Annotated in this window: 18 protein-coding genes; 5 read left to right on the top strand and 13 right to left on the bottom strand. The window is 72.2% G+C overall.

Annotated elements, in window-relative coordinates:
• Positions 1-58: 58 nt before the first annotated feature.
• The 4 genes from ACQP00_RS29515 to ACQP00_RS29500 all read right to left on the bottom strand — a co-directional run bounded on the left by ACQP00_RS29515 (position 59) and on the right by ACQP00_RS29500 (position 5,616).
• Positions 59-2,800 carry a hypothetical protein gene (locus ACQP00_RS29515; protein WP_433200852.1) on the bottom strand — a complete coding sequence of 914 codons (2,742 nt, stop codon included), beginning with the start codon at positions 2,798-2,800 and terminating at the stop codon, positions 59-61.
• 32 nt (positions 2,801-2,832) lie between these two features.
• Positions 2,833-4,212: an IS607 family element RNA-guided endonuclease TnpB gene (gene tnpB / locus ACQP00_RS29510; protein ID WP_433200849.1), complete on the bottom strand. Its 1,380-nt coding sequence runs from the start codon at positions 4,210-4,212 to the stop codon at positions 2,833-2,835.
• Positions 4,209-4,808 carry an IS607 family transposase gene (locus ACQP00_RS29505; RefSeq protein WP_433224038.1) on the bottom strand — a complete coding sequence of 200 codons (600 nt, stop codon included), beginning with the start codon at positions 4,806-4,808 and terminating at the stop codon, positions 4,209-4,211. The genes tnpB and ACQP00_RS29505 overlap by 4 nt, the downstream gene beginning before the upstream one ends.
• Positions 4,809-4,950: 142 nt before the next feature.
• Positions 4,951-5,616 carry a TetR/AcrR family transcriptional regulator gene (locus ACQP00_RS29500; RefSeq protein WP_433200846.1) on the bottom strand — a complete coding sequence of 222 codons (666 nt, stop codon included), beginning with the start codon at positions 5,614-5,616 and terminating at the stop codon, positions 4,951-4,953.
• A 113-nt stretch (positions 5,617-5,729) separates the two neighbouring features.
• On the opposite strand from ACQP00_RS29500, the gene ACQP00_RS29495 reads away from it, so the two are divergent.
• Positions 5,730-6,686, top strand: coding sequence for an SDR family NAD(P)-dependent oxidoreductase (locus ACQP00_RS29495; protein WP_433200843.1), 957 nt, complete (start codon positions 5,730-5,732; stop codon positions 6,684-6,686).
• Here ACQP00_RS29495 and ACQP00_RS29490 read toward each other — a convergent pair.
• Positions 6,629-7,909, bottom strand: coding sequence for an MFS transporter (locus ACQP00_RS29490; RefSeq protein ID WP_433200840.1), 1,281 nt, complete (start codon positions 7,907-7,909; stop codon positions 6,629-6,631). The two genes, ACQP00_RS29495 and ACQP00_RS29490, sit on opposite strands and share 58 nt — an antisense overlap.
• A complete protein-coding gene (locus ACQP00_RS29485; protein ID WP_433200837.1) occupies positions 7,906-8,472 on the bottom strand; it encodes a PadR family transcriptional regulator in 567 nt (188 codons plus the stop codon). The genes ACQP00_RS29490 and ACQP00_RS29485 overlap by 4 nt, the downstream gene beginning before the upstream one ends.
• A 108-nt stretch (positions 8,473-8,580) precedes the next feature.
• On the opposite strand from ACQP00_RS29485, the gene ACQP00_RS29480 reads away from it, so the two are divergent.
• From ACQP00_RS29480 to ACQP00_RS29470, 3 genes are read left to right on the top strand one after another with little or no spacing between them, the layout of a single operon-like run.
• Positions 8,581-9,075, top strand: coding sequence for a SigE family RNA polymerase sigma factor (locus tag ACQP00_RS29480; RefSeq protein WP_433200834.1), 495 nt, complete (start codon positions 8,581-8,583; stop codon positions 9,073-9,075).
• Positions 9,072-10,109 (top strand): hypothetical protein, encoded by a 1,038-nt coding sequence (locus ACQP00_RS29475; protein ID WP_433200831.1) that lies wholly within the window; start codon positions 9,072-9,074, stop codon positions 10,107-10,109. Before ACQP00_RS29480 ends, ACQP00_RS29475 begins: the two co-directional genes overlap by 4 nt.
• Positions 10,110-10,119: 10 nt before the next feature.
• The gene (locus ACQP00_RS29470) at positions 10,120-10,686 is read left to right on the top strand and encodes an AAA family ATPase (RefSeq protein WP_433200828.1); all 567 of its coding nucleotides are present in this window, start codon (positions 10,120-10,122) and stop codon (positions 10,684-10,686) included.
• Here ACQP00_RS29470 and ACQP00_RS29465 read toward each other — a convergent pair.
• The 4 genes from ACQP00_RS29465 to ACQP00_RS29450 all read right to left on the bottom strand — a co-directional run bounded on the left by ACQP00_RS29465 (position 10,670) and on the right by ACQP00_RS29450 (position 15,406).
• Positions 10,670-11,182: a VOC family protein gene (locus tag ACQP00_RS29465; RefSeq protein ID WP_433200825.1), complete on the bottom strand. Its 513-nt coding sequence runs from the start codon at positions 11,180-11,182 to the stop codon at positions 10,670-10,672. The genes ACQP00_RS29470 and ACQP00_RS29465 overlap by 17 nt on opposite strands.
• Positions 11,183-11,208: 26 nt before the next feature.
• The gene (locus tag ACQP00_RS29460) at positions 11,209-12,480 is read right to left on the bottom strand and encodes an MFS transporter (protein ID WP_433200822.1); all 1,272 of its coding nucleotides are present in this window, start codon (positions 12,478-12,480) and stop codon (positions 11,209-11,211) included.
• 15 nt (positions 12,481-12,495) lie between these two features.
• On the bottom strand, positions 12,496-13,899 hold the full coding sequence (locus ACQP00_RS29455; protein WP_433200819.1) for a calcium-binding protein: 1,404 nt from the start codon (positions 13,897-13,899) through the stop codon (positions 12,496-12,498).
• 103 nt (positions 13,900-14,002) lie between these two features.
• Complete coding sequence (locus ACQP00_RS29450) at positions 14,003-15,406, bottom strand: glycoside hydrolase family 6 protein (protein ID WP_433200816.1); 1,404 nt, start codon at positions 15,404-15,406, stop codon at positions 14,003-14,005.
• A gap of 196 nt (positions 15,407-15,602) precedes the next feature.
• On the opposite strand from ACQP00_RS29450, the gene ACQP00_RS29445 reads away from it, so the two are divergent.
• Entirely contained in the window at positions 15,603-15,929 is a 327-nt protein-coding gene (locus ACQP00_RS29445) for a nuclear transport factor 2 family protein (RefSeq protein WP_433200813.1), read from the top strand.
• A 9-nt stretch (positions 15,930-15,938) separates the two neighbouring features.
• On the opposite strand, the gene ACQP00_RS29440 is transcribed toward ACQP00_RS29445, so the two are convergent.
• The 3 genes from ACQP00_RS29440 to ACQP00_RS29430 are packed head-to-tail and all read right to left on the bottom strand — an operon-like array spanning position 15,939 to position 26,090.
• Complete coding sequence (locus tag ACQP00_RS29440; protein WP_433200810.1) at positions 15,939-16,727, bottom strand: ricin-type beta-trefoil lectin domain protein; 789 nt, start codon at positions 16,725-16,727, stop codon at positions 15,939-15,941.
• On the bottom strand, positions 16,711-19,041 hold the full coding sequence (locus tag ACQP00_RS29435) for a right-handed parallel beta-helix repeat-containing protein (RefSeq protein ID WP_433200807.1): 2,331 nt from the start codon (positions 19,039-19,041) through the stop codon (positions 16,711-16,713). Before ACQP00_RS29435 ends, ACQP00_RS29440 begins: the two co-directional genes overlap by 17 nt.
• Positions 19,038-26,090: a hypothetical protein gene (locus tag ACQP00_RS29430; RefSeq protein ID WP_433200804.1), complete on the bottom strand. Its 7,053-nt coding sequence runs from the start codon at positions 26,088-26,090 to the stop codon at positions 19,038-19,040. The genes ACQP00_RS29435 and ACQP00_RS29430 overlap by 4 nt, the downstream gene beginning before the upstream one ends.
• Positions 26,091-26,149: the final 59 nt, after the last annotated feature.

The following is a 26,149-nucleotide window of genomic DNA, read 5'->3' as shown; positions in this document are numbered from 1 at the left end:
CCCATCGGATGGCCGCCGATCAAGGAATTTCCGCCGATCCGGTTGCGTGCCGGGGAGCTCAGCCGGCCTTCGGTACCTTCGGGTCGGCGGTGCGGGTGGGGCCCTTGTCGTCCGGTACGTCGCTCGTGACGTATCCCCACTCGGTGTTCGTCGGCTCGATGTAGCGCCAGCGGACCTCGTCGCCGTAGTAGATGCGGTACTGGTCGTCGGTGTTCGACCAGTTGCCGCCCGCGTCGCCGAGGGAGCCGAGCTGCTCCGGTCCGGTGCCGGCCGCGTACTGGCTGAACTGCGTGTCGTACCCGCCGCCGTGCTGATCCGGATGCGAGTCCGGGCTGCCGACCATGGCGTTGATGGAGTCGTGGATGAGTTCGGTTTCGTACACCCCGAGCTGGTTCAGCAGCGGCCGCTTGACCTCCTCGGGGTACTGGCCCGCGTCGTTCGTCGTCACCTGCACCCGGTTGCCGTGTTCGTCCGTGTACATGATCGGCTGCCCGGCGTACTGATGGGCCTGGATGGTCATGGTGAGCACGTTGCTCAGGCCGCGCGACTGGGCCGCCGCCTCGGCCGTCTGCGCGCCCGCCAGGTCCTGCACGTAGCCCAGCAGGCCGCTGATGTACTCGTCCTGGCTCGGGGGCGTCGGCGGTTCGAGGACGGCGCCGGTGATGAGGCCGAATGCGGTCGAGCCGACCTGGTACCCCACGCCGGCGTCGACCGACATCTCGATCATCCCGGCCACGCCGAGGAGCCGGTTGACGGTGTCGATGTTGCCCTTCTTGACGTTGTAGTCGGACATCGCCTGGGCGTACGCGAGGTCCTCCCGCAGCTTCGTGATCTCCTTGTCCCCGGCGCCCTCCTTCACCGCGTCGAGCAGGACGCCGGCGGCCGCGCCGTCGGTGGCGGCCGTGAGCCGGATCGCGTTGTCCAGGGCCTTCGCGTACGCCGGGTCGCTCGGGTCGGCATGCCCGTGCTCCAGCGCCATCTCCAGGTACTGGGTGCCCCGGACCAGCGTCGCCTCGCGGAAATGCTCGTAGATGTCCTTGTCGCCGGCCGCCACGAACTTCAGGAAGTTGCCGCGGGTCTCGGCGTCCATCGAGAAGCCGGAGACCTGCGACCCGTCCGGCAGCGTGATCGTGATGTACCCCTCGGTGCCGGGCGTGGCATTGTCGTGGCGCGCGAACGAGTCGAGGTAGAAGATGCCGACGTCGGCGATCGCGCCCTTGACCTTGCTGTTGGCCATGCCGGCGAGGCCGTTGTAGTCGGTGGCGGCGTCCTGCACGATCGCCAGGCCGGCCCGGGCGGCCTGCTCGTCGGTGAGCCCGTGCCCGCGCATGGTGGCCGCGAGGATGACGTCGGCCGCGCCCTGGCCGGACTGCCAGTTCATGCCCATGACCTGCCGGCGCTCGGCCGCGTTGTCGGTGATCCAGTGGTTGGTGAAGTCCCGGTTGCGGGCCACGACGCCGAGCGCGTCGGAGGCCAGCTCGTCCGGCATGAGCCGGTTCCACTCGGCCTCGGTCAGCTGCGGCCCGTGGTCGAGTCCGTAGCCCTTCGCGATCGGGTAGTCCGCCTGGTAGTTGGCGTACATGACGTTGAGCTGGTGCTTCCAGCGCAGCGACGCGTCCTTCAGGTGCGTCGCCAGCCCGTCACCGGGCGCCGCGGCATCGCTGGAGTAGTCGTTGAGCAGCCCGACGAACCCCGCCGCCTTGACCAGGTTCGGGTCGGTCTGCGGCGGCCACGGCTCGGCGAGGTGCCGCTCGCCCGGCGTGCGGAACATGCCGGTCTGGTCGGCCGGGTCGGTGACGCCGAGGTTGCTGGCCAGGATGTCCTGCGCCGGCTTCGGCAGTTCCTCGTACGGCACGCTCTGCGACAGCGCGAGGAACCCGTCGCCGATCCGGTCGACCAGCTGCACGAGGGGATGGTCCTGCGGCGGTTTCTGGCCCGGCTTCAGCTGCAGCTGCTTGTCGGCCCAGTCCTTGATCTCGCCGAAGTGCGGGGTCAGCTGCTCGTAGTACTGCTTGAGCCAGTTCTTCTCCGCCTCGGTGAGCTGCCCGCCGGCCTGCTGCTTGGCGTTGAGCAGGTCCAGGTACTCGGTGTTCGTCCGGAACATGGCCAGCGCCAGCTGCTGGTCGGCGGTCTTCGTCGCGGCCAGCGTCCCGTAGGCCGCCTGGGTCGGGTCCGGCACGACGATGCCGCCCGGCCCCTCGTCGAGCTCGGTCGGCGGCAGGTACCCGAGGTCGGCCATCGCCTTGATGTGGTCGGCGAGGAACTGCTCGTACTCGGTGATGGACGTGCTCAGCGGGCCCGAGTAGTCCTGGACCTTCTGCACCGCCCGCGCGACGTACTTCGCCTTGGTCGTCTCGTACTGCTGGTGGAAGTCCGGGTCGTAGGAGTGCTTCTTGGCCAGCGCGTTCCACTCCGCGATGATCCCGTTGACGTCCCCGACCAGCTGCGTGACCTGCGCGTTCGCCGTCGCGGTACGCTGGGCGAGGTCGCTGGCGGTCTCCGACAGCAGCTTCGCGATCTTCCCGAGCTTCTCGCCGTTGTTGCCCAGCGACCGGCTGACCTGGCTCACCTGCGCGTCGACGTCGATCGGCGTCGCGTTGTTCACCTTGTACCCGTCGCCGGCCGTTTCGAGGCCCTTGGTGGCCAGCGTGACGGCGTCGCCCTGCTGCGCCGCGGCCGCGTTGAACCCGCGCGCCATGGCGTAGATCTCCTCCGGATCACCGGTGGCGAACTGGTCCCGCAGCTTCCACGGGTCGACGCCGGCCGCGGCGACCAACGACTCCTGAGCGAACGAGCTCATGCTGACAGCACCCCTGATCCCGCCGTTACCTTTCAGTGCGCTTGAGCGAGCGCACGGTTGGTAGTCCTTCCTTGCGGTAGGACGGTCCCGGTCTGACCCACGTGTGTGGTGCCGGTTTCACGCTTCACGGCCACCTGCCCGCGTACGCGGGTCTTCCGGTCGGCTCCACGTGCTGCCACCGGGCCACTCCCGGCGGTGTCGAACTGCGCCGCGAGCGCGGCCAGGTTCAGGGCGGCGTTGCGGTCCCGCTCGATGACCAGGCCACACACCTCACATGTGTACGCACGCTCGGACAGGGCCAGCTTGGTTTTCACCGCGCCGCAGCCCGAGCAGGTTTTCGAGGACGGATACCAGCGGTCGGCCACGAGCAGCCGGCCACCGTTCCATCCGATTTTGTATGCCAGGTGGCGGCGGATTTCGGCGAACCCGGCGTCGGCGATGTGCCGGGCGAGGCGCCGATTGCGGAGCATTCCAGTGACGTTGAGGTCTTCGACCACGATCGTGGCGTACGTCGTGGCGAGGCGGGTGGTGAGCTTGTGCAGCCCGTCGCGGCGCAGGTTCGCCACCCGGGAGTGCGCGCGGCCGAGCCGGGCGGCGGCTCGTTCCCACCGTTTCGACGGCCGCTGCCCGGTGCGCCGGTCGGGGCCGGTCTTTCGCGACAGTGCCCGGCCGAGCGTACGCATCCGCTGCTGCGCGGCCACGAGGTGGCGCGGGTTGTCGACCAGCTCACCGGTGGACAGCACGGCAAGGTGTCTGATCCCGACGTCGACACCGACCACCGGCTGCGGCCGGGCTGGGGCAGGTTCGGCGCGTCGCACTTCGACGGTGAACGACACGTGCCAGCGTCCGCCGTCTCGCCGCACGGTCGCGGACATGATCCGCGCCGTGCCGTTGTCCAGGCGGCGGGCCAGCTTGCGGGCCGACTCGTGCAGCGTCAGGCGCCCCAGCCGGGGCAGGACCACGTGTATGCGGTCGGGCTCGACCCGGATCGCCCCTGTGGTGAACCGCACGCTGGGTGTGCTGCGGCGGCGGGACTTGAACCGGGGGAAGCCGAACGGCCGGCCAGTGCGTTTGCCGGTGCGGGAGTCGGCCCAGTTCTTCAACCCCCGGGCGAGAGCGTCGAGGCCGGTATTGAATGCCTCTTTCGACACCTCCGGCCACCACGGAGCGATATCGCCCTTTGTCTGGTTCCACGCCTTTCGCAACCCGGCCAGTGACCAGGACAGCACTGGCGTCAGCAGGTCCTCAGGCACGCCGTAGGAGCGTTCGGCGGTCCGCTGGTCCATGATCGCCTTGACCTTCGCAAGCGCCCAGTTGTGCGCCACCCGTGCCGCCCCGGCATGCGCGAGCACATCGCGTTGCTGGCGCGCAGTGAGGTCGAGAGCGAACCGGTACGCCTGGATCGTCTTCACGCCGCATCCTCGGTTGCGGCCTCGACGGCGCGGCGGGCACGGTTCGCAGCAACCCGACGGCCGTGGAGGCGTGCGCACAACGATGTCACGATCTCGGTCACGTCGCCGACCAGCTCGTCATCGACCTCAGCCGGGCCGACAATGAGCAGCCGACGACCCTGCGCGGTCAGCGCGGCCGAAACGTACTCGGCACAGAACCGGGCGAACCGGTCCCGGTGTTCGACCAGGATCGTCGACACCGCAGGGTCGCGGAGCAGGGCGAGGACCTTCCTACTGTGCCCGTTCAACGCGGACCCCACCTCGGTCACCACCCGGTCCACACCAGGCCTTCGCCCAGTGGTCCACTCGGTCACCCGGGCCACCTGCCGGTCCAGATCCACCTGCTGATCGGCCGACGACACGCGTGCGTCCACCACGATCTGCCCAGTCCCAGCCGTCGTGCCGGTCACCGGTTCCCCGACCATGATCAGACGGCCGAGCCGGTGGGCGGAAACAGGCAGCGTCCCGGACTCGTCACGCCGACGAGCCGTCGCGTACGAAATCCCACTGACTGCTACCCATCCCTTCAAATCACGACGCTGACCATAGCCGACCAGTGAGCACTATTGATGACAGATATGTCAGCAGCTGGCCCCCCGGCGGGCGTCCTGCCGGAGGATCACAACAGCGCCATTGTCCCGTGCCGATCGATATGCCGTTGCCCCGCGATGTCGAATGGTGACAAAGCGTGCGGGTCGGTCAGGGGCGCGGCAGCACGCCCAGGAGTGTCGCGGTCACGGCCAGCCTCAGGTACGCGTCCGGCTCCAGGTGGAAGCGGGCCAGGTCGGGCTCGGCCGCGTAGGCCGCCTGCAGGCTGGGCGGGGGTGTGCTGTAGGCCGACACCGCGCCGGCCGTGGCCATGGTCTGCAGGCTGAACAGCACCGCCTGCTCGCCCAGTTCCGGCAGGTACCGCTGGAGCAGGGCGGCCATGGTGGTCAGGCGTCCCAGTGAGGCGCGCTTGTAGCGTGCGACGACCTCCACGGACACGTTGTGTTCCAGCACGCTGTACTGCGCGCCGAAGAGCTCGCACAGCGTGGTGCGCCCGGACAGGGAGCGGCTCAGGATCTCGGCCACCGCGCTCGCCCGCCCGGCCAGGGGGAGCGCCTCGCCGACGCCGGCGGCCAGTTCGCCGGCCAGGTCCGCGAGCCAGTCCTGCAGGAAGCGGTCGAGGAGTTCCAGCAGGATCGCCTCGCGGGACTCGAAGTACCGAAGGACGTTGGGTTTCGCCAGGCCGGCCCGCCGGCTGAGCTCGTTCAGGGTCACGGCGGCCACGGGCATCTCGTCGAGCATGGACGACACCGTGTCGAGGATCGCCTGCCGGCGGATGTCGCGCTGCTCGTCGGTCCGGGCCCGCTGGAACGTCACGCCGCCAGCCTATCGCACTTTACGTACCCCCGGTACGTTGACAACGTACCGGGGGTACCTTAGCGTTTGGGGTACAAGATACCTTCGGTACTTTAGTGATGTGGGGGCGCGGCATGAGCACGACGTGGACTGCGGCAAGCATTCCGGACCAGGCCGGGCGGGTGGCCGTGGTGACCGGGGCGAACACCGGACTGGGATACGAGACCGCCAAGGCCCTCGCCGCGCGCGGGGCATCCGTGGTGCTCGCCGTGCGCGACGTCGAGAGGGGCGCGCAGGCCGCGGCCCGCATGCCCGGCGACGTGACCGTGCAGGCGCTGGACCTGACCGCACTCGACTCGGTCCGGGCGGCGGCCGGGGCGCTGCGGTCCCGGTTCGAGCGGATCGACCTGCTCATCAACAATGCCGGCGTCATGTATACCCCGAAGCAGACCACCCGCGACGGCTTCGAGCTGCAGTTCGGCACCAACCACCTCGGGCACTTCGCGCTCACCGGGTTGCTGCTGGACCTGATGCTGCCGGTACCCGGCTCCCGCGTGGTCACGGTCAGCAGCACCGGCCACCGCATCCGGGCCGCGATCCACTTCGACGACCTGCAGTGGCAGCGCTCGTACAGCCGGGCCGGCGCCTACGGCCAGTCCAAGCTGGCCAACCTGATGTTCACCTACGAGCTGCAGCGCCGGCTCGCCGTGCACGGCACCACCGTCGCGGTCGCCGCGCACCCCGGCATGTCCAGCACTGAGCTCGCCCGCAACACCCCGGCGGCCGTACGGCTGCCGCTGACCTGGGTCGCGCCGGTGATCACCCAGCCGCCGGCGATGGGCGCGCTGCCGACCCTGCGCGCCGCGACCGACCCCGCCGTGCTCGGCGGCCAGTACTACGGGCCCGGCGGGCGCAACGAGATCAAGGGGTACCCCCGGCTGGTCACCTCCAGCCCGGAGTCGTACGAGGTCGGCGTCCAGCAGCGGCTGTGGGCCGTCTCCGAGGACCTCACCGGGGTGACGTTCCCCGGTGTTCAGCCCGCGCGCGTTTCCTTCGCCGGCCCGGGGACAGGGTGGACAGCGTCGGCCTGACCGGCCGGTTCCGCATCATGTGTGGCGACGCGCCCGGGCGGGTTGCCGAGGACGGCGGTGGCCGCGGTGGCCGCCGCGACGGCGATGATGACCGCGGGGGCCGGGATGCCGCCGGCGCCCAGGGCCATCCCGGCGGCGGCGACGCCGGCGAATCCGCTCTGGGTCATCGCGGTGAAGCCGCCGACCGCACCGCGAACCCGGTCCGGGGTGCGCTGCTGCAGGCCGGTCAGGATGAACACCTGGGCCGCGCTGACCGCGACCGACCCGATGGCCAGCAGCGCGAAGGCGATCCACAGCCGGGGCGCGAGGGGAAACGCCACCAGTGCGCCGCCCGCGACGATGCCGCTGAGCAGGATGGCCCGGCCGGGGGAGGCGGGTTGCGGGCGCAGCGACAGGAACACCCCGGTGACGAGGGCGGCGATGCCGGGGGCCATGCGCAGCAGGCCGTAGCCGATCGGGCCGCCGTGCCAGCGGGTCTGGTCGAGCACGGGCAGCAACGTCTCGGTGCCGATCACCAGCGTGCTGGTGCTGAACAGCACCACGAGCAGCCGGAGGATCGCGGGGTTGCGGCCCGCGAACCGGGCTCCGTCGAACAGCCGCGGCGGGCCCGACCGGCCGTCGGCGGCGGCGGTCGCCGGTTGCCGGAGCCGGGCGGAGACCGGGCGGAACGCGATCAGCGCCAGCACGCTGCTCACCGCGTTGAGCGCGAACACCGGCGCCGGGCCGGCGACCGCCAGCAGGACGCCGCCCAGGGCGGGCCCGATCAGCGCGGAGGAGCTGTAGACCACCGAGGACAGCGACTGGGCGCTGTGCAGGTCGGCCGCCGGGACCAGGGTGGCGATCAGGGCGTTGCGGGCCGGGATGTCGAGCGCGAGCCGGCTCGCCTCCAGGGCGGCGGTGAGGTACAGCATCCAGGGCCGCACCGTGCCGGTCGCGGCCGTGGCGGCGAGGGCCGTGGCCAGCACCGCCTCGGCGGCCATCGTGGCCTGCAGCACCGCGGTGCGCGGCAGGCGGTCGGTGAGCGGGCCGGTGAGCAGCGGCAGCAGCATGATGGGCAGGCTGAAGCAGAGTCCTTCGATGCCGAGCGCGACGGCCGAGCCGGTGATCGCGTACAGCACCCAGGCCTTGGCGACGTTGCTCATCTGCGTGCCGACGGCGGACACGACGCCACCGGCCCAGACGCGGACGAAGAGGGGATGTCGCAGCGCGGGCGGCGCCATCATCGCGGTGCCCCCGCGGCCGGGCCGAAGGCGCGGTCCCACTCGTCGTGCCAGGCCAGTTCGGCCTGCGCCCGCAGTTCGCTGCGGCGGAACGCGGCCGCCTGCAGGGCGGACACCTCGGGCCGCAGGAAGCCCTCGGCCTCGCCCCGGGCCCGCTCGGCGGCGAGCCGGGCGAGCTCGGCTTCGACCGCGGCCCGATGCCGCGCGAGCAGGTCGCCGAGCGATGCGGCCGCGGTGGTGCCGGTGAAGACCAGCGCGGCGGCCACCGGATCGGTGGCGGCCTGCAGCGAGGTGAACGCCTGCTCCCGTAGCAGGTCCAGTTCGGCGCGCCCGGCTTCGGTGATCTGGTAGATCGTCCGTTCCGGCCGCCGCTGCACACGCTCGACGCGCACCGCCGCGATCAGTTCCTCGTCGGCGAGTTTGCGCAGCTCGCGATGCAGTGATCCGGCCCCGACGCCGGCCCATTCGTCGGCCTTGGTGAGCCGGATGTCGTGGCGCAGCTGGTGACCGTGCTGGGCGCCGCGCTCGGCCAGCAGTCCCAGGACGACCAGTCGGGTTAGATTCATGAATCTAGAGTATTGAAGCTATGCGAAAACGCAAGCCCAGACGACAGGGCCGCAGCGCGCGGCCGGGCGGGTCAACGTTCGCGGTGACCGGATGCGTCTGTTCGGGAGATGGACTTCCACGAGTACGTGTACGCCCGCGGGCCCGCGCTCCTGCGGCTGGCCGGCCTGCTCACCGGGGACCCGCACCGCGCCGAGGATCTGGTGCAGGAGGTGCTGGCCGGGGCGTACGCGAAGTGGAGCCGGATCAGCACCGCCGACCGGCCCGACGTGTACGTGCGCCGGATGCTCGTCAACGCCAACATCTCGTGGTGGCGGCGGCTCACCAACCGCGAGGTGAGCACCGACCACGTCCCCGACCGGCGGGGCGGTGCCGAGCACGAGCAGGCCGTGGCCGACCGCGACCAGATGTGGCGGCTGGTCGGCACGCTGCCGCCGAAGCAGCGCGCGGTCCTCGTGCTGCGGTACTACGAGGACCTCGGCGACGCGGCGATCGCGGAGATCCTGTCCTGCTCGGCGGTGACCGTCCGGACCCATGCCATGCGCGGGCTGGCGACGCTGCGGGCGCACTTCCCGGCCAATGCGACCTCGAGGAGCGCGACGTGATCGACGAGCTGCTGACCGAGACCTTCCGCGAGCGCGCCGAGCACCGGGCCGACCTCGCCGTGCTCGCCGAGCGCGCCGTCGTGCGCGGGCGGCGGAAGATCGTGCGGCGGAGGGTCGTCACTGGCGGTACCGCTGCGGTGGTGGCCTGTGTTCTTGTCGCCGGGATCGCGCTGAACCGGCCCGGGCAGGCGCCGCCGGTGGCCGTGTCGCCGCTCGAGGTCGTGGCCGGGGTGCCCGGCCTGCCCGTGACCGGCGCGGCCGCGCTGCCGACGCGGGCCGAGGTGACGGCCGGGGATCCCGACGAACTGTTCTTCGCGCTGGAGAAGATCCCCCAGGTGTACAGCCTGATCGACGTCCGGTTCGGCCAGGCCCAGGACATGATGCTCCGCGACGGCGGGGCGGGCACCGCACACCTCGAGCTGCTCGACCATCCGGAGCCGATCAGGGACGCGACCAGCACCGAGGCGATCGGCGTGGGACGGTGGCCGGCGACGCTGTACCGCTACAACGAGTTCCACCGGATCGTGTGGGAGGTCGGCGACGGGGCGTGGATGCACGTGACGGCCGGCAGCGACGAGCTCGCCATGGAGCTGGCCGCAAACGTGCGCTTCGACCGGCGTACCCACTGCGCCACCCCGGCCGCGCCCGTCACGCTGCCGGCCGGGTACGCGGTGCAGGCCTGCGACGTGGCGCTGCGACTCACGCCCGGGCAGCCGGGGGCGACCCTGGTCGGCGCGACCGTCGACTACGACCAGGCCGGCACCGCGCACCACGTCATCCTCATCGTCGCCCGGCTGGAGCAGGACGGGCAGCAGCTGTTCGCGCCGAAGGACCGCAAGGTCGCCGGCCTGCACGCGGCCCTGGTGCCCGCCGGGGACGGGATGCAGCTGCAGCTGGAGGAGGTCGGCGGCCTGCACGTGAGCCTGACCTCCTCGCGCAACGCGACCGAGGCCGAGGTGCTGGCGATGGGCGAGGCCGTCCGGTTCACCGCGGATGCCACGGCGTCGGACCGCTGGCTGCCGGCGACGCCGTAGGGTTGGCGGCATGCCGCTGCTCCGCCCGCTCGACGCGCTGCCGGGCCGGCCGCAGCGGATCCTCGTCGCCGGCACGTCCGGGTCGGGCAAGACGACCCTCGCCGCCCGGATCGGGGCCGCGCTGGACGTGCCGCACATCGAGATCGACGGCCTGTACCACGGCAGCGGTTGGATCCCGCGGCCCTCGTTCGAGGACGACGTCGAGCGGTTCAGCGCCGGGCCGCGGTGGGCGACGGAATGGCAGTACAGCAGCGTCCGGGCCCTGCTCGCCGAGCGGGCCGACCTGCTGGTGTGGCTCGACCTGCCCCGGCACCGGGTGATGCGGCAGGTCGTGCGGCGCACCGTGGACCGCAGCGTCAACCGGCGGCGGCTGTGGAACGGCAACGTGGAGCCGCCGCTGTTGACCATATTCAACGACCCCGAGCACATCATCCGGTGGGCGTGGACCACCCATGGCAGGAGCGCGGCCCGGGTGCGCGACCTCGCCGAGCGGCGGCCCGACCTGCCCGTCGTGCGGCTGCGCAGCCGGGCCGAGAGCCGCCGGTGGCTGCTCGGGCCGCTCAGCGAGGCGCGCTGACGGTGCTGCCGGGACGGCCGGTCATCTCGCGGTCGTAGGTCTCCTGGGCGTCGCGCATCGCTTCGGCGTACCGCGGTTCGGCGAGGCGGCGCATGCCCTCCTCGGGGTCGACCTGTTCGACGACGGCGCTGACCCACCAGATGTTGCCGAACGGGTCGCGGACCCGCCCGCCGCGCTGCCCGAACGCCTGCGTGGCCGGCGCGGTCACCACGCGGGCCCCGGCCGCCGCGGCCCGCTCGATCGCCGCGTCGGCGTCGTCGACGAAGACCCGCACCAGCGACGGCATGGCCGGCCAGTCCGGCCGCTGGTCGAAGGCCAGCACGACGGTGTCGCCGACCCGGATCTCGGCGTGCCCGATCGTGCCGTCCTGCAGCGGCACCCGCCCCAGCTCGACCCCGCCGAACGCCGCGGCGATGAAGTCCAGCAGCCGCCCGGTGTCCGGGGTGACGATCCAGGGCGCGACGGTCGTGTACCCACTGGGTGCGTTGGTGTCCATGCCGCCGACGGTACGGCGGGTTGCGGTCAGGCCGCGTCCTGATCGGCCGGAGTCCGTCCCAGCCGGCGCAGTGGCGACAGGATCATCACCAGCGGGGAGATCAGCAGGCCGCCGGCCGAGATGAGCAGCGCGGCGCGCAGTCCGTGCTGGCCGGCCAGCAGGCCGCCGAGCAGCGCCCCGAGCGGGCTCATGCCCATGCCGGCGAAGCTGACGGTCGCGGCGACCCGGCCCTGCAGGAAGCCGGGGGCCACGGCCTGCCGGACGGCGATGAGGCCGACGTTGATCAGCTGCCCGCTGGCGCCGAACGTGACGTTGATCGCGATGAGTGCGCAGACGGTGGCCGGCGAGTCGCCGTGCAGCGCGGGCAGGCACAGCATGGCGCCGTTGCCGAGCACGGCGGCGGCGATGAGGACCCGGCCGTAGCCGAGGCGGCCGGGCAGGCGCGCGGCGAGCAGCGCGCCCACCAGCGCGCCGGGTCCGGTGGCCGCCAGCGCGAGGCCGATGACGGCGGCGGACAGGTGCAGCTCCCGCGGCAGGAAGAGCAGGTAGGCGGTCGTCGTGGCGGCCAGGGACAGCTGGAACGCCGCCGAGGCGAGGCTCACCGTGCGCAGGATCGGGTTGCCGGCGACGAAGTGGATGCCCTCGCGCAGGTTCTGCCGCATCCTGCGCGGAGCGCTCGGCTGCCGCGGGATCGTCTCGCGGTGCCGGATGCGCGTGATGGCCAGGAACGAGGCGCCGAAAAACAGCGCGCTGGACACGATGGCCGGCGGCGCGGACAGCAGCGACGTCAGCGCCCCGCCCAGGGCCGGACCCGCCAGCTGGGCGGCGGACCGGCTCGCCTCGATCGCGCTGTTGCCGCCCAGGAGCTGATCGCGCGGCAACAGGCGCACCAGCGACACCTGATAGGCCGTGTTGAACAGCACCGACAGCGCGCCGACCGCGAGGGCGGCGGCCAGCAGCATCGGCAGCCGCAGCAGCCCGGCCAGGGCGCAGGCGGCGACGGCGCTGAACACCAGCACGCGGCCGAGGTCCGACAGCGCCATGACGGTGCGGGTCTGCCGGCGGTCCACCCACACGCCGGCGACGAGCGTGAGCAGCAGTTGTGGTGCCTGCTCGACGGCACGCAGGGCGCCGAGCTGGCCGGGGCCGACGTCGAGGGTCAGCACGGCGATCAGCGGCAGGATGATGAAGCCGGACTGCTCACCGAGCTGTGAGGCCGTCTGCCCGGCCCAGAGACCGCGGAAACTCGGGTTGCGCCACAGGCTGGCACCGCTCGGCGGCACCGGGGTCGACGGCACCGGGGTCGATGATCCTCACTCGCAGTTGACGGTGGCGTCGGCGTGGACGCAGGTGTCGACGCCCGGGCCGCCGTCGGCCGTGTCGGCCGCGCCGGTCACGCCGTCGAGGATGTCGTTGCCCGACAGTCCGTACAGCGAGTCCGACCCGTCCCCGCCCGAGAGCAGGTTGTCCCCGGCGCTGCCGGTGAGCACGTCGTCGCCGCTGCCGCCGAGGATGCCCTCCACCGACGTGGTGATGGTGTCGCCCTCGCCGGGCTGGCCGTCGTCGGCGGCGTTGTCGATGTCGGCGGTGACCGCGGCGGTGCGGCCCGCGTAGTCGGCGAAGTCGATGCCGGTACCGCCGATCAGGGTGTCGGCGCCCAGGCCGCCGTCGAGCCGGTCGTTGCCGCCCTGCCCGTCGAGGATGTCGTCGCCGCCGGTCGTGCACGGGCCGAGCAGGGTGCAGACGCCCTGGCCGCCGGTCAGCACGTTGGTGCCGGCGTTGCCGGTCAGCGTGTCGTCGCCGCGGCCGCCGGTCAGGTTCTCCACGTCGGCGTGGATGGTGTCGCCCTCGCCGGGCGCGCCGTCGTCACCGTTCACCCCGTCGAGGTCGGCGACGACCGCGTCGGCGCGCCCGGCGTAGGTGACGGTGTCGAGTCCCTCGTCGCCGTGCATGACGTCCGCGCCGGTACCGCCGTTGAGCAGGTCGTTGCCGGGGCCGCCCTGCAGCGTGTCCGCGCCGCCGAGGCCGGTGATCGTGTCGTTGCCGGTGGCGCCGGCGAGATAGCCGTCGCCGACGATCTGGTTGTTGGCGGCGTTGCCGGTCAGGACGTCGTCGTGGGCCGTGCCGTAGATGGACTCCACGTCGTCGTCCACGGTGTCGCCCTCGCCGGGCTCGCCGTCGTCGCCCGCCGCGCCGTCGAGGTCGACGTGGACCCCGGTGGCGCGGGTGGGCTCGTTGTACATCGCCGCGTCGAGGCCGCCGCCGCCGTGGATGGTGTCGGCGCCCGGACCGCCCCAGATGCCGTCGAGGCCGGGGCCGCCGTTGATGGTGTCGTTGCCGTCGCCGCCGAGCAGGCTGGTGGTCACCGAGCTGTCGACGCTGCCGCCGATGGTGATCGTGTCGTTGCCGTTGCCGGCGTTGACGACGATCGCGGTGATGGGGGCGCTCGCGCACCGCACCTTGGTGGCGTCCATCGGTACCGCCGAACACCCGGCCCCGGCGGCGATGGCGTAGACGTCGTCGACGTAGGTCCAGCCGCCGGACTCGGTCACCGTGATCGCGTTGGTCTGGTGGGCGGCGGCCAGGTACTGCACGCGCCACGGATAGTCCATCGCGACCGTGCCGGGCACCGCGGCCAGGGCCGGCCCGGACATGCCGAGCACGGCCCCGCCCGCCGCGACCACCGCCGCCACCATCACCCTCACCAGGCGTCCCATGGCAGCACGGTGCCACGGGCCCGATGCGGGCGTACCGCCGGAGTCGGAAACCCGATGCGCGGCTGGGCGCGGACCGTCTCCGGCCCGCGCCCCGGCCGGTGGGTCAGGAAGCGGTGCAGCTCACCGTCGGCGTCGCCGCGCTGCCGTTCGCGGTGAAGCCGAACTGCGTCGAGGCGCCCGCGCCCAGTGCGCCGTTGTACGGCGCGTTGCGAACCGTGACGTTGCCGCCGCTGGTCGTCAGGGTGCCGTTCCAGAGCTGTGTGATCGACTGGCCGCCCGAGAAGGTCCAGGTCACCGTCCAGGTGCTGATCGCCGACGAGCCGGCGGTCACGGTGACGTTGCCCTGGAAGCCGCCCTGCCAGGAGCTGGTGGTCTGGTACGCCGCGCTGCACCCGCCGCTGCCACCGCCGGTCGAACGGCTCGGCGACGGCGACGTGCTCGCGCTGGGCGAGCGGGACGCCGACGGCGAGACCGACGCGGAGGGGGAGCGGCTGGCCGACGCGGAGGCGGTCGGGGACCCGGCCGGCGGGTACGGGGCGCTGGAGGCCAGGCTGTAGGCCAGGGCGGGGACGAAGTTACCGGCGGGGTAGTTGCAGCCGTCGGCCTCGCCCGGCGGCTTGATCCACAGGTACCCGTCGATGTTGCCGTCGCCCGTGTTCAGGGTCGGGTAGGTGCCGATGCGCCGGTCGGTGTTGTCGTCGGCGCACCAGTCGCCGGCCGCGCCACCGTTGCGGCTGGTGTCGATGACCTGGCGCTTGCCGCTGATGCCCCGGCTCTGCAGGTACGAGATGATCGACCGGCCGTAGGCCTGCTCGTTGCCCAGCGGCTGGAAGTTCGAGACGTTGGTGAAGAACCCGTCGGCGTACTGCACGCCGGCCGCCACCAGCCGCGAACCCTGCTCCGACGCGGAGTTCCACGCCGAGTGCCCGCCGTCGAGGTACACCTTGGCGTTGGGGTTGGCCGACTTCAGCGTCTGCACCGCCGTGCTGATCGCCTGCGCGCGCTGCTGCACCTCGCTCGAGCTCAGGCACGTCTGCAGCGCCAGCGCGTCGGTTTCCATGATCACGATGACGGTACGGCTGCCGAGGCCCCGGGCATAGCCGCCGATCCATTGCTGGTACTGGTTGAGGTCGGGCGCCCCGCCCGCGCTGGCCCCGCCGCAGTCGCGGTTCGGGATCGCGTAGCTCGTCAGTACCGGCACCTGGTTCACGGCGTTGGCCGCGCCCACGAACGACGAGACCTCGGACTGGATCGTGGAGATGTTGAAGTTCGCCATCCAGCGCGCCTGCGACTGGCTGGCGATCTTGTCGCGGATGACAGGCATGCGCGAGTCGCCCTGGTTCGCCGCGACCCAGCGGACGACCTGCGAGTCAGGATCGCGGTAGAGGGTGCCGGACAGCGTGCCCGCCGCCGCCGACCCGACCACGTACCAGCCGGCGGCGAAGGCGACACACGCCGCCGCGGCCGCGGCGGCCACGACTCGGCGCCGATGACGGCGTATGGACACGGGAACTCCTTCGTCGAGCGATGTGGATGGCGCCCATCATCGCCACCGCCCGCCGAACGGTCCATCACACCGGCCCGCGCGACCGCCCCGGCCGAGGCGGGCGCATGAAACATTCACCGGCGCCGCCCCATATTCGCGAATACCGTAAAGGCGCCGGTGTTGACCCTCTCCCCGGGAGAGCTTCTACGGTCGGCGTATGGATCTTTCTCCGGCAATCGCGACCTACCTGACCGCCCACAACGCCCGCGACACCGAGCGGGCGATCGCCTCGTTCACGCCCGACGCCGAGGTGGTCGACGAGGGCCACAGCCACCACGGCACGGACGCCATCCGCGAGTGGCTCGGCAGTGCCGCGTCCGAGTACACGTACACCACCGAACTGGTCTCGGCCATGCGCGTGGACGACGACCGGTACGACGTGGTGCAGCACCTCGAGGGCAATTTCCCCGGAGGTGTGGTCGACCTGCACTACCGCTTCACCATGCGCGGCGACGCCGTCGCCCGGCTGGTCATCGAGCCGTGAGCGGCGGGCTCACTTCCAGTACCACTTCTGGTTGTTCTTGCCGTTGCACGGCCACAGCTTGATGGCGCTGCCGGGTGCGGTCTTCTCGCCGAAGACGTCGGCGCACTTGTTGGACTGCTTGCCCACCAGGTCGTTGGAGCCGTTGAGGCGCCACTGCTGGGCCTGGTTGCCGCTGCAGCCGGCCACCTGGATCTGGGTGTAGTCGTCGGTGGAGGCCCAGGCGGCGTCCATGCACAGCGACACGGTGCGGATCGTGCCGTCACCGAGCTGCTCCCAGTGCTGCACCGCCGAGCCGTCGCAGCGGGCGATCGTCAGGGCGCTGCCGTCCTTGCCCGCGTTCGCGCTCAGGCACAGGCCCGACTGCACGCCGACGATGGCGCGGCCCGGGATGGTGGGGGCGTTCGTGGTGGCCGGCGGCGGCTTCTGGCCCTGGGCGCCCACCGTGGTCGGGGCGGCCTTCGTCGTCGCCGGCGCGGCCGCACCGCCGGTCTTGGCCGGGGGCTTGGCGGCGGTCGGCGTGGCCGACTTGCCCGGGGCGGGCGACGTCGGGACGGCGGTGGTCGCGCTCGGCGACGGCACCGCCTGCGTGACCGCGGCGGGGAAGGCGTACTGCGGCGGCTCGGCCACCTGAGGCCGATCGGTGGGGCGGCTCCACGAAAGCGGTACCGCCACCAGGACCGCCAGCACGGCCAGCCCCCCGGCGGCGATCCACACGCGGCGGTCCGGCAGCAGCCCGCGCGCCGCGGTCGCCGGTTTGCGCGCGTACGCGGCGGCGAAGGTGTCATCGGACTGGGGCACGGTCGCTCCTCACGGAAGGCAGGTCCTCGGGCAGCAGCAGCACGAGGTCGTCGGGGCCGGCGCCGTCGAGTTCGGCGACGCGCTGCGCCTGACGCTCGGTCAGCTCCTGGAACACCTGGCGGGCGAGGCGGCCGTTGCCGAACCCCTCGCCGCGCTCCAGGGCGTCGAAGTACGCGGACAGGCCGGTGGTGGCGGGCCCGGTGAGCTCGTAGCGGTGCTCGCCGGCCTGGTGCTCGACGATCGCCACCAGCTGGGCGGTGTCGTAGTCGTCGAAGTGCAGGGTGCGGGTGAAACGGGAGGCGAGGCCCGGGTTGGCGCCGACGAACCGGGTCATCTCGTCGGGGTACCCGGCCACGATGACGACCACGTCGTCGCGGTGGTCCTCCATCATCTTCACCAGCGTCGCGATCGCCTCGTGGCCGAAGTCGTCGCCGAAGCGGGGCACGAGGGAGTACGCCTCGTCGATGAACAGCACGCCGCCGAGGGCTTTGGTGACGGCGGCGGCGGTCTTCGGGCCGGTGTGCCCGACGTACTCGCCGACGAGCGCGGACCGGTCGACCTCGACGAGGTGGCCGCGGCGCAGCAGGCCGAGCGCCTTGAGGAGCCGCCCGTAGAGCCGCGCGACGGTCGTCTTGCCGGTGCCGGGGTTGCCGGCGAAGACGAGGTGCCGGCTCAGCGGCGGCGCGGGCAGGCCGGCCTCCTGGCGCATCCGGACCGTCTGCATGAGCTTGACGAGGGTGTGCACGTCGCGCTTCACGCGTTCGAGGCCGACCAGGACGCCGAGCTCGCCGAGCAGGTCGTCGAGGCTCTCCTCGTCCGGGGTAGGAGCCTCCGCCGGTACCGCTGCCGCCTTTTCGGCAAGGGTCGCGCGTTCGCCGACGTGGACCGCGGTGAACCCCGGTTCGGTGATGCGATAGTCCTCGATGGTGGCCGCGGCGTCGTCGGCGACGAAGACCCCGTTCTTGGCCACCCCGTGCACCCGCAGCCCGGTCACGACCGGCTTCGCGCCCGTCCACACCACCAGGCCGGAGCCGCCGCCCCCGGTCACCGTGGCGCCGTCGATGCGCACGTCGGCGGCGCTCTGCACGACGATCCCGGCCGCGCCCGGCTCGCGGACCGTGACGTCGGCGAGCGTTGCCGCGCCGGTGCCGGTGACCTCGAAGCCGACCTTCGCCGGGCGTACCACGGTGCAGTTGGTGACCGTCGCCGCCGCGGCCGAGGCGAGCTGCACCCCGATGCCGGCGCCGTCGACGCGGCAGTCCTGTGCGGACAGTCGCGCCCGGCCGGTGGCGTGGACGCCGCTGAGCGCCAGGTCGGACAGGTCGCAGCCGGACAGCTCGACGGCGGCGTCGTCGGCCGCGTGCACGCCGTGCTCGGCGCCGCCCAGCACCCGGCAGCGCTCCAGCCTCAGGACCGCGGTGCCGGCCCCGTGCACCGCGCCGAACGTGGAGCCGACGAGGTGGCAGCCGGTCAGCCGGGCCTTGGCCGCTCCGGTGACGAGCAGCGCGTTGGCGCCGGCGTCGCGGACCGTGCAGTCCTCGGCGACGAGCTCGCCGTCGTCGGCCACGACCAGGCCGCTGGCGCCCGGTCCGGTGATGCGGCACTCGGTCAGCTTCGCCCGCGACGCGCCATTCACCTGGACCGCTGCCGTCCCCGCTTCGGCGATGCTGCTCTGGTCGGCGAGGGCGGTGGCGGCGTCCTCGAGCAGCAGGCCGGTGCGCCCGGCGCGGTCGATGCGGCAGTCGGTGAGGGCGAGCCGCGCCGTGCCGCGCAGGCGGATGGCGGAGCCTTCGGTGGCGAACAGGCGCAGGCGGGTGGCGGAGAACTGGGCGTCGCCGGAGACCACGACCCCGGCCCCGTCGCCGATGCGCACGTCGGTGGCCTCGGCCCGGGCGGGGCCCGCGATGTGCAGGGCGGCGCCCTTGGCTCCTTCGATGGCGCAGTCCCGCAGCAGCAGGGCGGCACCGTCGCGGGCCTCGACGCGGCCCCCGTGCACGGTGACGCTCTGCAGGAGCAGCCCGCTGCCGTCCACAGTGGACACCAGGACCTGCGCCGGACTGGTACCGGCGATGGTGAAGCCGTGCACCGCACAGTCGGCCGTCACGGTCAGCACCGGCTCGGCTCCCGGCGGCGTGAGTTCGACGCTCCCGGTGCCCGCCTCCGGCTGGAGCGTGACCGCCTTGTCCAGGCGCAGCGACTCCGGGTAGCGGCCCGGGGCCACGACGACCGTGTCGCCCGGCGCGGCCGCCCTGAGCGCCGTGGCCAGGTCGCGGTGCGCGCCGCGGCGGCCGGGCGCCACGAGATGGACGGTCATGCCCAGCCTCCGGGTTGGTAGTACCACGGGTTGTCGCTGGCCCGGAATGCCTTGAGCAGCTCCGAGGTGACGACCTTCTCGACGACCTTCCACGGCAGCTGGAACCCGAACTCGGCCAGGCCCTGGCGGTGGAACGCCCGCCCGCCGAGGCCGGAGTTGAACAGCGTCTTGCCGATCGTCGTGGTCACCGCGCCGGTCACGCCGGACGCGGCCGCGAGCAGCCCGTCGAACGCCGCCGCCCCGCCGGACAGGTAGATGGTGTCGCCGTTCGCGTTGGTGATGCCGAACACCGAGGCGTTCATCGCGCCGTTGACGAAGCCGGTGAGCCCGGCGACCGGGACGTTGAACGCGAAGTCATACGTGCCGCCGCGCCAGCGGGTCGCCGTCTCGTTGCCGGCCCACTCGTTGCTCCAGTGCTTGTCGTGGTTGATCGGCTTGCGGAACCAGGACTTCCCGCCGTCGATGTTGCCCAGGCCCGCCTTCAGGTCGGCCGTGCGCTGCAGCGGCCCGAACCGGTTCTCGTGCATCAGCGAGCCCACCGCGCTCTTCACCGCCGAGCCGACCGCCGCGTTCGCGAACGCCTTGAGCGCGTCCTGGCCGTTGAACTGCTTGCCGGCGATGGCGTCGACGATCGCGTTCACGATGAGGTTCGCCGTGAACTCCAGCAGGAACTCCTGCGCGAACTCCAGCGCGATCTTCTGCAGGGCGTGCTGCCAGTACGGTTTGTACAGCGCCTCGTTGAGATTGCCGACGTGCAGCTCGCCGCCCCAGGCCATCCGGTTGCTCTCCCGGATGCGCCGGTTCCAGCCGCGGATCTCCGACGCCCAGCCGCGGTAGTCCAGCTCCCGCCCGGCCAGGTCCATGCCCCGCCCGACGCCCGGCACGTGCACCCAGCCCGCGTCGTCGCGGCTGGCCACGATGTTGCCGAGGTTGTCGTACTGCCGCCACTGCCCCCGCCACGCGTCGGTCTCCAGGAAGCCGACCCCGGGCAGCGGCTTGCGCTCCCGGACCACGGCGCCCATGTCGAACTCCTTCCACACGCCCCGGTCGCCGCCCCGGAACTCGCGAACCCGGGCGATGTCGCCGGCGGCGCTCGCGGGGATCTCGCGGGTCAGCACCGGCCCGGCCGCCGACGGCGTCAGGTCGCGGAAGCGGACCGCGCCCGGCGTCCACTGCGCCTGCCACGCGTTGCCGTGCCACCATTCGCGGGTCGCGCCGCCCGGGGCGGTGACGTTGCCGTGCTTGTCGACCCGCCGCCACTCCCAGGTGTGCCCGCCGGCCGCGTTGTCGACCCGCCACGCGTCCACATAGGACCCGCCGTCGACCATCCGGCGCTCCCGCACGAGCTGGTCGACGCCGTTGATGCGCTGGAAATCCCGGAAGCTGTCGTCGAACGTGGCGTGCGGGCCGTTGAAGTTGCGGCCCCAGTCGCGGGTGCCGGAGTTCGTGCCGTCGTTCCAGGTCCAGGTGCGGGTGGTGGCCCCGCCGGTCGCCTGGACGTGCACGTCCGGGCCGCCGCCGGGCGCCATCGCCGGGAAGTCGTCGGAGCGCCCGACGACCTCGCCGTGAATGTTGCGCTGCACCCACGGCCGGTTCGGCGCCTCGAACGCGTCGAGCCGCGACGCCTGCGCCCCGGTGGCGTTGCCGGCGGCCGGCGGCCGCTGGAACTCGCGCACGGAGCCGTCGGCGAACCCGGCCCGGGCCACCCGCACGTTACCGGCGTCGATGAACTGGTCCTGCCACACCCGCCCGTCGGCGTGCGCGCCCCGACCGAAGAACACCCGGGTGCCGCTGAGGTTGCCCGGCCCCTCCGACCACGGCACGTGCGCGCCCGGCGGCTGCGCGTGCAGGTCATGCCCGACGCTGAGCGCGTTGCCGTGTTCCAGCTTCCCTTGGTACCGCACGAAGCGCCCGTCCCGCGCCACGTCGTACACGGCCTCGTTCATCGACACGAACCGGAACCCGTCGTTGCGCACCCCGGCGGCGTCCACCCTGGTCCACGTGAACATCTGGAACTTCGTGTCGGTGCGCAGGAACTGGTTGCCGTGCGCGCCGAACACCGCGTCCGGCACCCCGGTCACGAACCGGCGCACCCACTGCGGCGGGCGCTGCTCGGACCAGCGGGCGGTCTCCAGCGTGCCGCCGCCGGGCAGGTTCTGCAGCTTCCCGGCGTCCTTGCCGTGCGGCGACTGCGACTTCCAGGTTGCCCCGGGATTGCCGCCGGCGAGGTCGTACTCCTTGTACATCCCGGCGCTGTCGGGCCCGTGCCACTTGCCGAACTGGCGCTGGGCGATCCCGCCGCCCGCCACCGTGTCGGTCCAGCCGCCGTCCAGGTCCAGGGTCCGCGCGCCGTTGCCCAGCGGCGCGCCGTTGGGGTCGAGCCGCGTCCAGGTCCACTGCCCGAGTGCGTCGCGAGTCGCGATGACCTCGCCACCGCCGAGCGACGTGCGGATGGTGTGCTTTGCCGCACCCGTGTGGCTGATGTCGCGCCACTGGACCGCGGAGTTGTCGAACCGCCGGATGCCGTGGTCGAGCAGCACCCCGTTCTGGTCGAACGTCGCCCACTGCGGACGCTGACCGCCGCGCAGGTCGTGGCCGACGGACCGGAACACGTCGAGGGTCTGGTTCGTGCCGGGCACGACCCGCCGGTTGAACATCTCCGCCTTGGTGTCGGTGAGCAGCTTGATCTGCCCGTTCCCGGCCCCGGTGAGGTCGGCGGAGCCGCGCTGGAAGGGGCCCGGATTCGGTACCGCGGCGCCGCCGTCGTGCAACCGCCACGACCCGCCCGGCACGTCGACGACGAACTGCCGGGTCGTCGGCGCCCCGTCGCGGATCACGTTGAACGCCTGCGAGCGGACCGCGCCGTCGGGGGTGTGCACCTTGTACTCGCCGTTGTGCAGCCCGCGCGTATCGGTCACCCGGAAGTCGTTGCCGGCCAGCCGCTGGACGGTGAGGTGCGGGAGCTGCGCCCCGGTGGCGAGGTCCTCGGCGTGCCAGGCCCCGCCGGCGGGCTGCACCAGGTTGTGCTCGACGGCGCCGGCGAGCCCGTCGGCCCGTACCCCGGTGTGGGTGAGGGTGCCGTTGACGTCGAACCGCTCGAAGTGCGCGACGTTGGTGAGGTCGTCGACCTGGAACCCGGTGCCGTGCGGATTGACCTGGAACCCGCCCGGCACCTCCAGACGCGGTGCCCCGCCGCCGGTCGGCGTGACGTGCGACCAGCCGTTGTGGCCCTGGATCGGCCGCCCGGTGTGGGTGAGGGTGCCGTTGATGTCGAAGCGTTCGAAGTGCCCGGCGTTGGTGAGGTTGTCGACCTGGAATCCACCGGCGTGAGGATTCGCTTGGTAGCCGGCCGGGACCTCCAGGTGCGGCGGCCCGCCGACCTGGTCGACGTGCGACCAGCCGGGGTGCCCCTGGATGGGCCGGCCGGTGTGGGTGAGCGTGCCGTTGATGTCGAAGCGTTCGAAATGCCCGGCGTTGGTGAGGTTGTCGACCTGGAATCCAACGGCATGCGGATTGGCCTGATAGCCGGCCGGCACCTCGAGGTGGGACTGGCCATTGTGGTCGACGTGCGACCAGCCCGGATGACCCTGGATCGGCCGGCCCGTGTGGGTCAGGGTGCCCTGGATGTCGAACCGCTCGAAGTGCCCGGCGTTGGTGAGGTTGTCGACCTGGAATCCAACGGCGTGGGGATTCGCCTGGTACCCGGCCGGAACTTCGAGGTGCGGCTGGCCGCCCGCCGGGTCGACGTGGGACCAGCCGGGGTGCCCCTGGATCGGGCGGCCGGTCGCGGCCAGATTGCCGGCATCGTCGTACCGGCGGAAATCGCCGCCCGTGCGTAGGTCCGTGATCTGGAAGCCCATGTCGCCGTGGGCCGTCGCCTGGAAGTGCGGGACCGGGGCGTCGAGCGCGTCGACGACCCGGAACGACTCGGTGCCGTTCGTCAGCTGGATCTCGACCCGCAGGTCGGACGCTGAACCGTCGGCGTTGCGCAGCGGGACGTGCGGGTCGAACGCCTCCGGGACCGGCTTGGAGAACGGCTGGCCGCCGCCGAGCAGCCGGGGACGGGCCTTGACCGACTCGGCGGTGAGCTCGGCGATGCGCAGGTCCATCGTCACCGGGTCGACGCCGAGGGTCTTCAGGTCCCGCACGATCCGGTCGACGCGGGTGATGGCCGCCGCGTACGTGCGCTCCGCCCGCACCTCGACCGCCGTGGGCCCCTTCGACGAGCCGCCGGGCCGGTCCATGAGGTCGTTCCAGGCCTGCTCGATCCGGCCGAGCTCGTTGCGGGCCCGCTGGTACTGCGCCCACGTCTCGATCTTCTTGCTGCGCAGCGGGTCGTCGACGCCGCCGAACAGCTCGCCGATCCGGTCGCTGTCCCGCCGCCAGGCCGCCTCGAGGCCGCTGCCCGGCAGGCTGACCGCCTTGCCGGGGCTGCCGGCCGCGTGGATGGCGTTGTCGAGCCCGGTCTCGGCCCTGGCCAGCCGACCGGCCCCCGCCAGCTGGGTCTGGACGAGGCCGACGACGGCGGTCGCGCTGATCGGATCGAGCGTGCCGGCCCCGGCGTGAACGTCGACGCCGGCGTTGTGGGCGGGGTTGACCGTCGGCGGCGTACGGTCGGCGGTCTTCGGGACGGCCGCCCCGGGCGCGGTGACGACGAGCTCGTCGACCTTCGGCGCCCCGGCCATGTGCGCGGGGCTGAAGTTCCCGGTGTGCACCGCGTTGATCGATCCCGTGTGGACTGTCGGCACGGATCCGGTGTGGACGCTGGGAACCGATCCGGTGTGGAGGGTCGGGACCGCGCCGGCGTTGAAGGCCGGCGTCTCGATGGCGTTGATCGGCGCTGGATGGGACGGGGCCGGGTGGGCGACCGTTTCGATGTGACCGGCGCCGATGGTGGGGGTGCGCTCGATCGGGTTCAGGTTGACGTGCACCGCCGGCGGGGTGGCGCCGACGTGCGCGGTGATGTCGCTGTGGGTGATGGCCGGCGGGGTCTGGACCAGGTGCGTGACCGGCGGCGGTGTCACGATCGCGTTGACCGCGGGCGCCTCGACGTGGACGGCCGGGGTGTCGAGGTGCCGGCCGACCGTACCGAGGTCCATGGAGACGTGCTGGGCGTTGACGGCCAGGCTGGTGTGGTCGGCGATCCGCGCCCCGGCCCCGTTGAGCGCGGAGGTCGGCATGCCGTTCATCAGGTGCAGCGCGGGCGGGGTGACCGTGGCCGAGCCGATCGCGTCGATGGCGTGCACCGGCGCCGGCGGGACCGCGCCGACGTGCAGCGAGCCGACGCTGCCCAGTGCCGGAGTGTCCAGGTGGACGTTCGGCATGGTCACCGCGTGCGCGCCGATCGCGCCGTTCGTCGCGGTGTTCACGTGCACGTTCGGCAGGTCCAGGGCGTGCAGCGTGTTGAGGTGGTTGACGCCGTTGGCCATCGGCGGCGTGTGCAGGTTGGGCAGGTCGAGCGCGTGGACGGTACTGGAGAAGCTTGTGCCTCCGGCGAGGTGGGCGACCGTCGGCGGCTGGAGGTGGACCGCGGAACTGATGCCCGTGATGTGGTCCACGTTGGTCAGCACCGGATTGACGGCCCGCTCCGCCCACGCCTCGATGCGCACCTTCGAGATCGTGTCCATCGGCGAGAGCAGCAGCGCGTCGAGGTTGCGCACCGCGTCGCCGCTGAAGTGCAGCGAGTCGCCGAACGAGGTCGGAATGTGCATCGTCGGCGGGGTGAAGTGCTGCCCGAGGTGCCCGAGGCCGCCGAAGTCCGTGATTCTCGGCATTTGCAGCCGCGGCGGTACGGCCAGATCCCCGGCCCGCAGCTCGGCCAGTTTGATCGACGGCAGGTCGACCCCGCGCTCCGGCAGCACCGGGTGCGGCTTGGGCAGGCCGAAGATGTGCTTGCCGAGCACGCCGCGGTCCCACACCGCGAGCTTCGTGGCCTGCCAGACGCCCAGGTGCAGCTCGTCGGCCTCGGCCGGCAGGAACAGCCGCAGCCACCGGTTCCCGCCGAACTCGCGGCCCAGGAACGCCCAGGTCGAGCTGCCGATCTTGGCCAGGAAGCTCGGCGTGGCGGCGACGACGTTGCCGATGCCCTTGACGCCGTTGACGACGAACAGCCCGCCCTTGCTCAGGGTGGTCGCCATGAACGAGGGCAGGTCCTTGATGCCGGCCTGCACCCACAGCCCGGCGCCCTTCACCCAGCTGCCGCTGAGCGCGACCATGTCGTGCAGGCCCGGGAACAGCACGAACGGGTGGGAGACGATTCCCTTGAAGGTGTTGCCGAAGAACTTGAACACCGCGAACGCGCCGGCCTTGAGCCCGTTCCAGGCCAGCTGCGCCCCGGCCTTGATCAGCTGGAAGATCGGCACCGCGCGGGTCGTCGGCGCCAGGATGCCCAGCGCGGAGAGGAAGAACTCGAGCGCGGAGGCCTTGCCCTGGGCGAAGTCGACCGCCGTCTTGATGAACAGCACCATGTTGACGCCGAGCGCGACCAGGGCGACGGGTCCGCCGAACACGAGCGCGGGCAGGATCAGCGCGATCGCGATCCACTTGAAGATCTCCCAGAACTCCTCACAGCCGGAGATGGGCTGCTTGATGTGCTCGTACGCGTCGACGATCTTGCTGGATGCGGTACCGGCGGCATCGGAAACCGCGGTGCCGGCGTTGTTGGCGGTGTCGGTCAGGCTCTGCCGCGCCGGATCGTCCTCGGCCATCCCGCGCCCCTGGCTCAGCGCGTTGTCGGCCCGCCACTGCTGGTCACGCAGCGTCGTGTTGTAGGTCGTGAGCGCCGTGACCGACCACTCGAACGCCTCGGCGAGACTCTGCACGAACCCGCGCAGCCGATCCGAGATCTTCTCCCGCAGCGCGTCGGCGGTCTGCCCCACGAACGCGTTCGGCCCGGCGGTCTCCAGCACCCCGGCCAGCCCGTCGTCCACGTCCCGGGCGACCTGCCCCAGCTCCCGGATGGACGCGATGACCTCGTCGATCCGCCCCGGGTCCCCCGGCGTCGGGTCCGATCCGAGGCCGACCTTGTCCCAGTCGGTCGGGCGAGCCACGGCCTCGCCTCCTTCGCATGTGCCCCGGGGTTGTCCGGCCTCAGCACGTCCACGATCGA

The organism is Dactylosporangium sp. CS-047395 (genome assembly GCF_050942185.1).
In the GTDB taxonomy this organism is placed as follows: Bacteria; Actinomycetota; Actinomycetes; order Mycobacteriales; family Micromonosporaceae; genus Dactylosporangium.
Note: the sequence above shows the minus strand (reverse complement) of the source record. Positions and strands in the feature narration are given on the sequence as shown.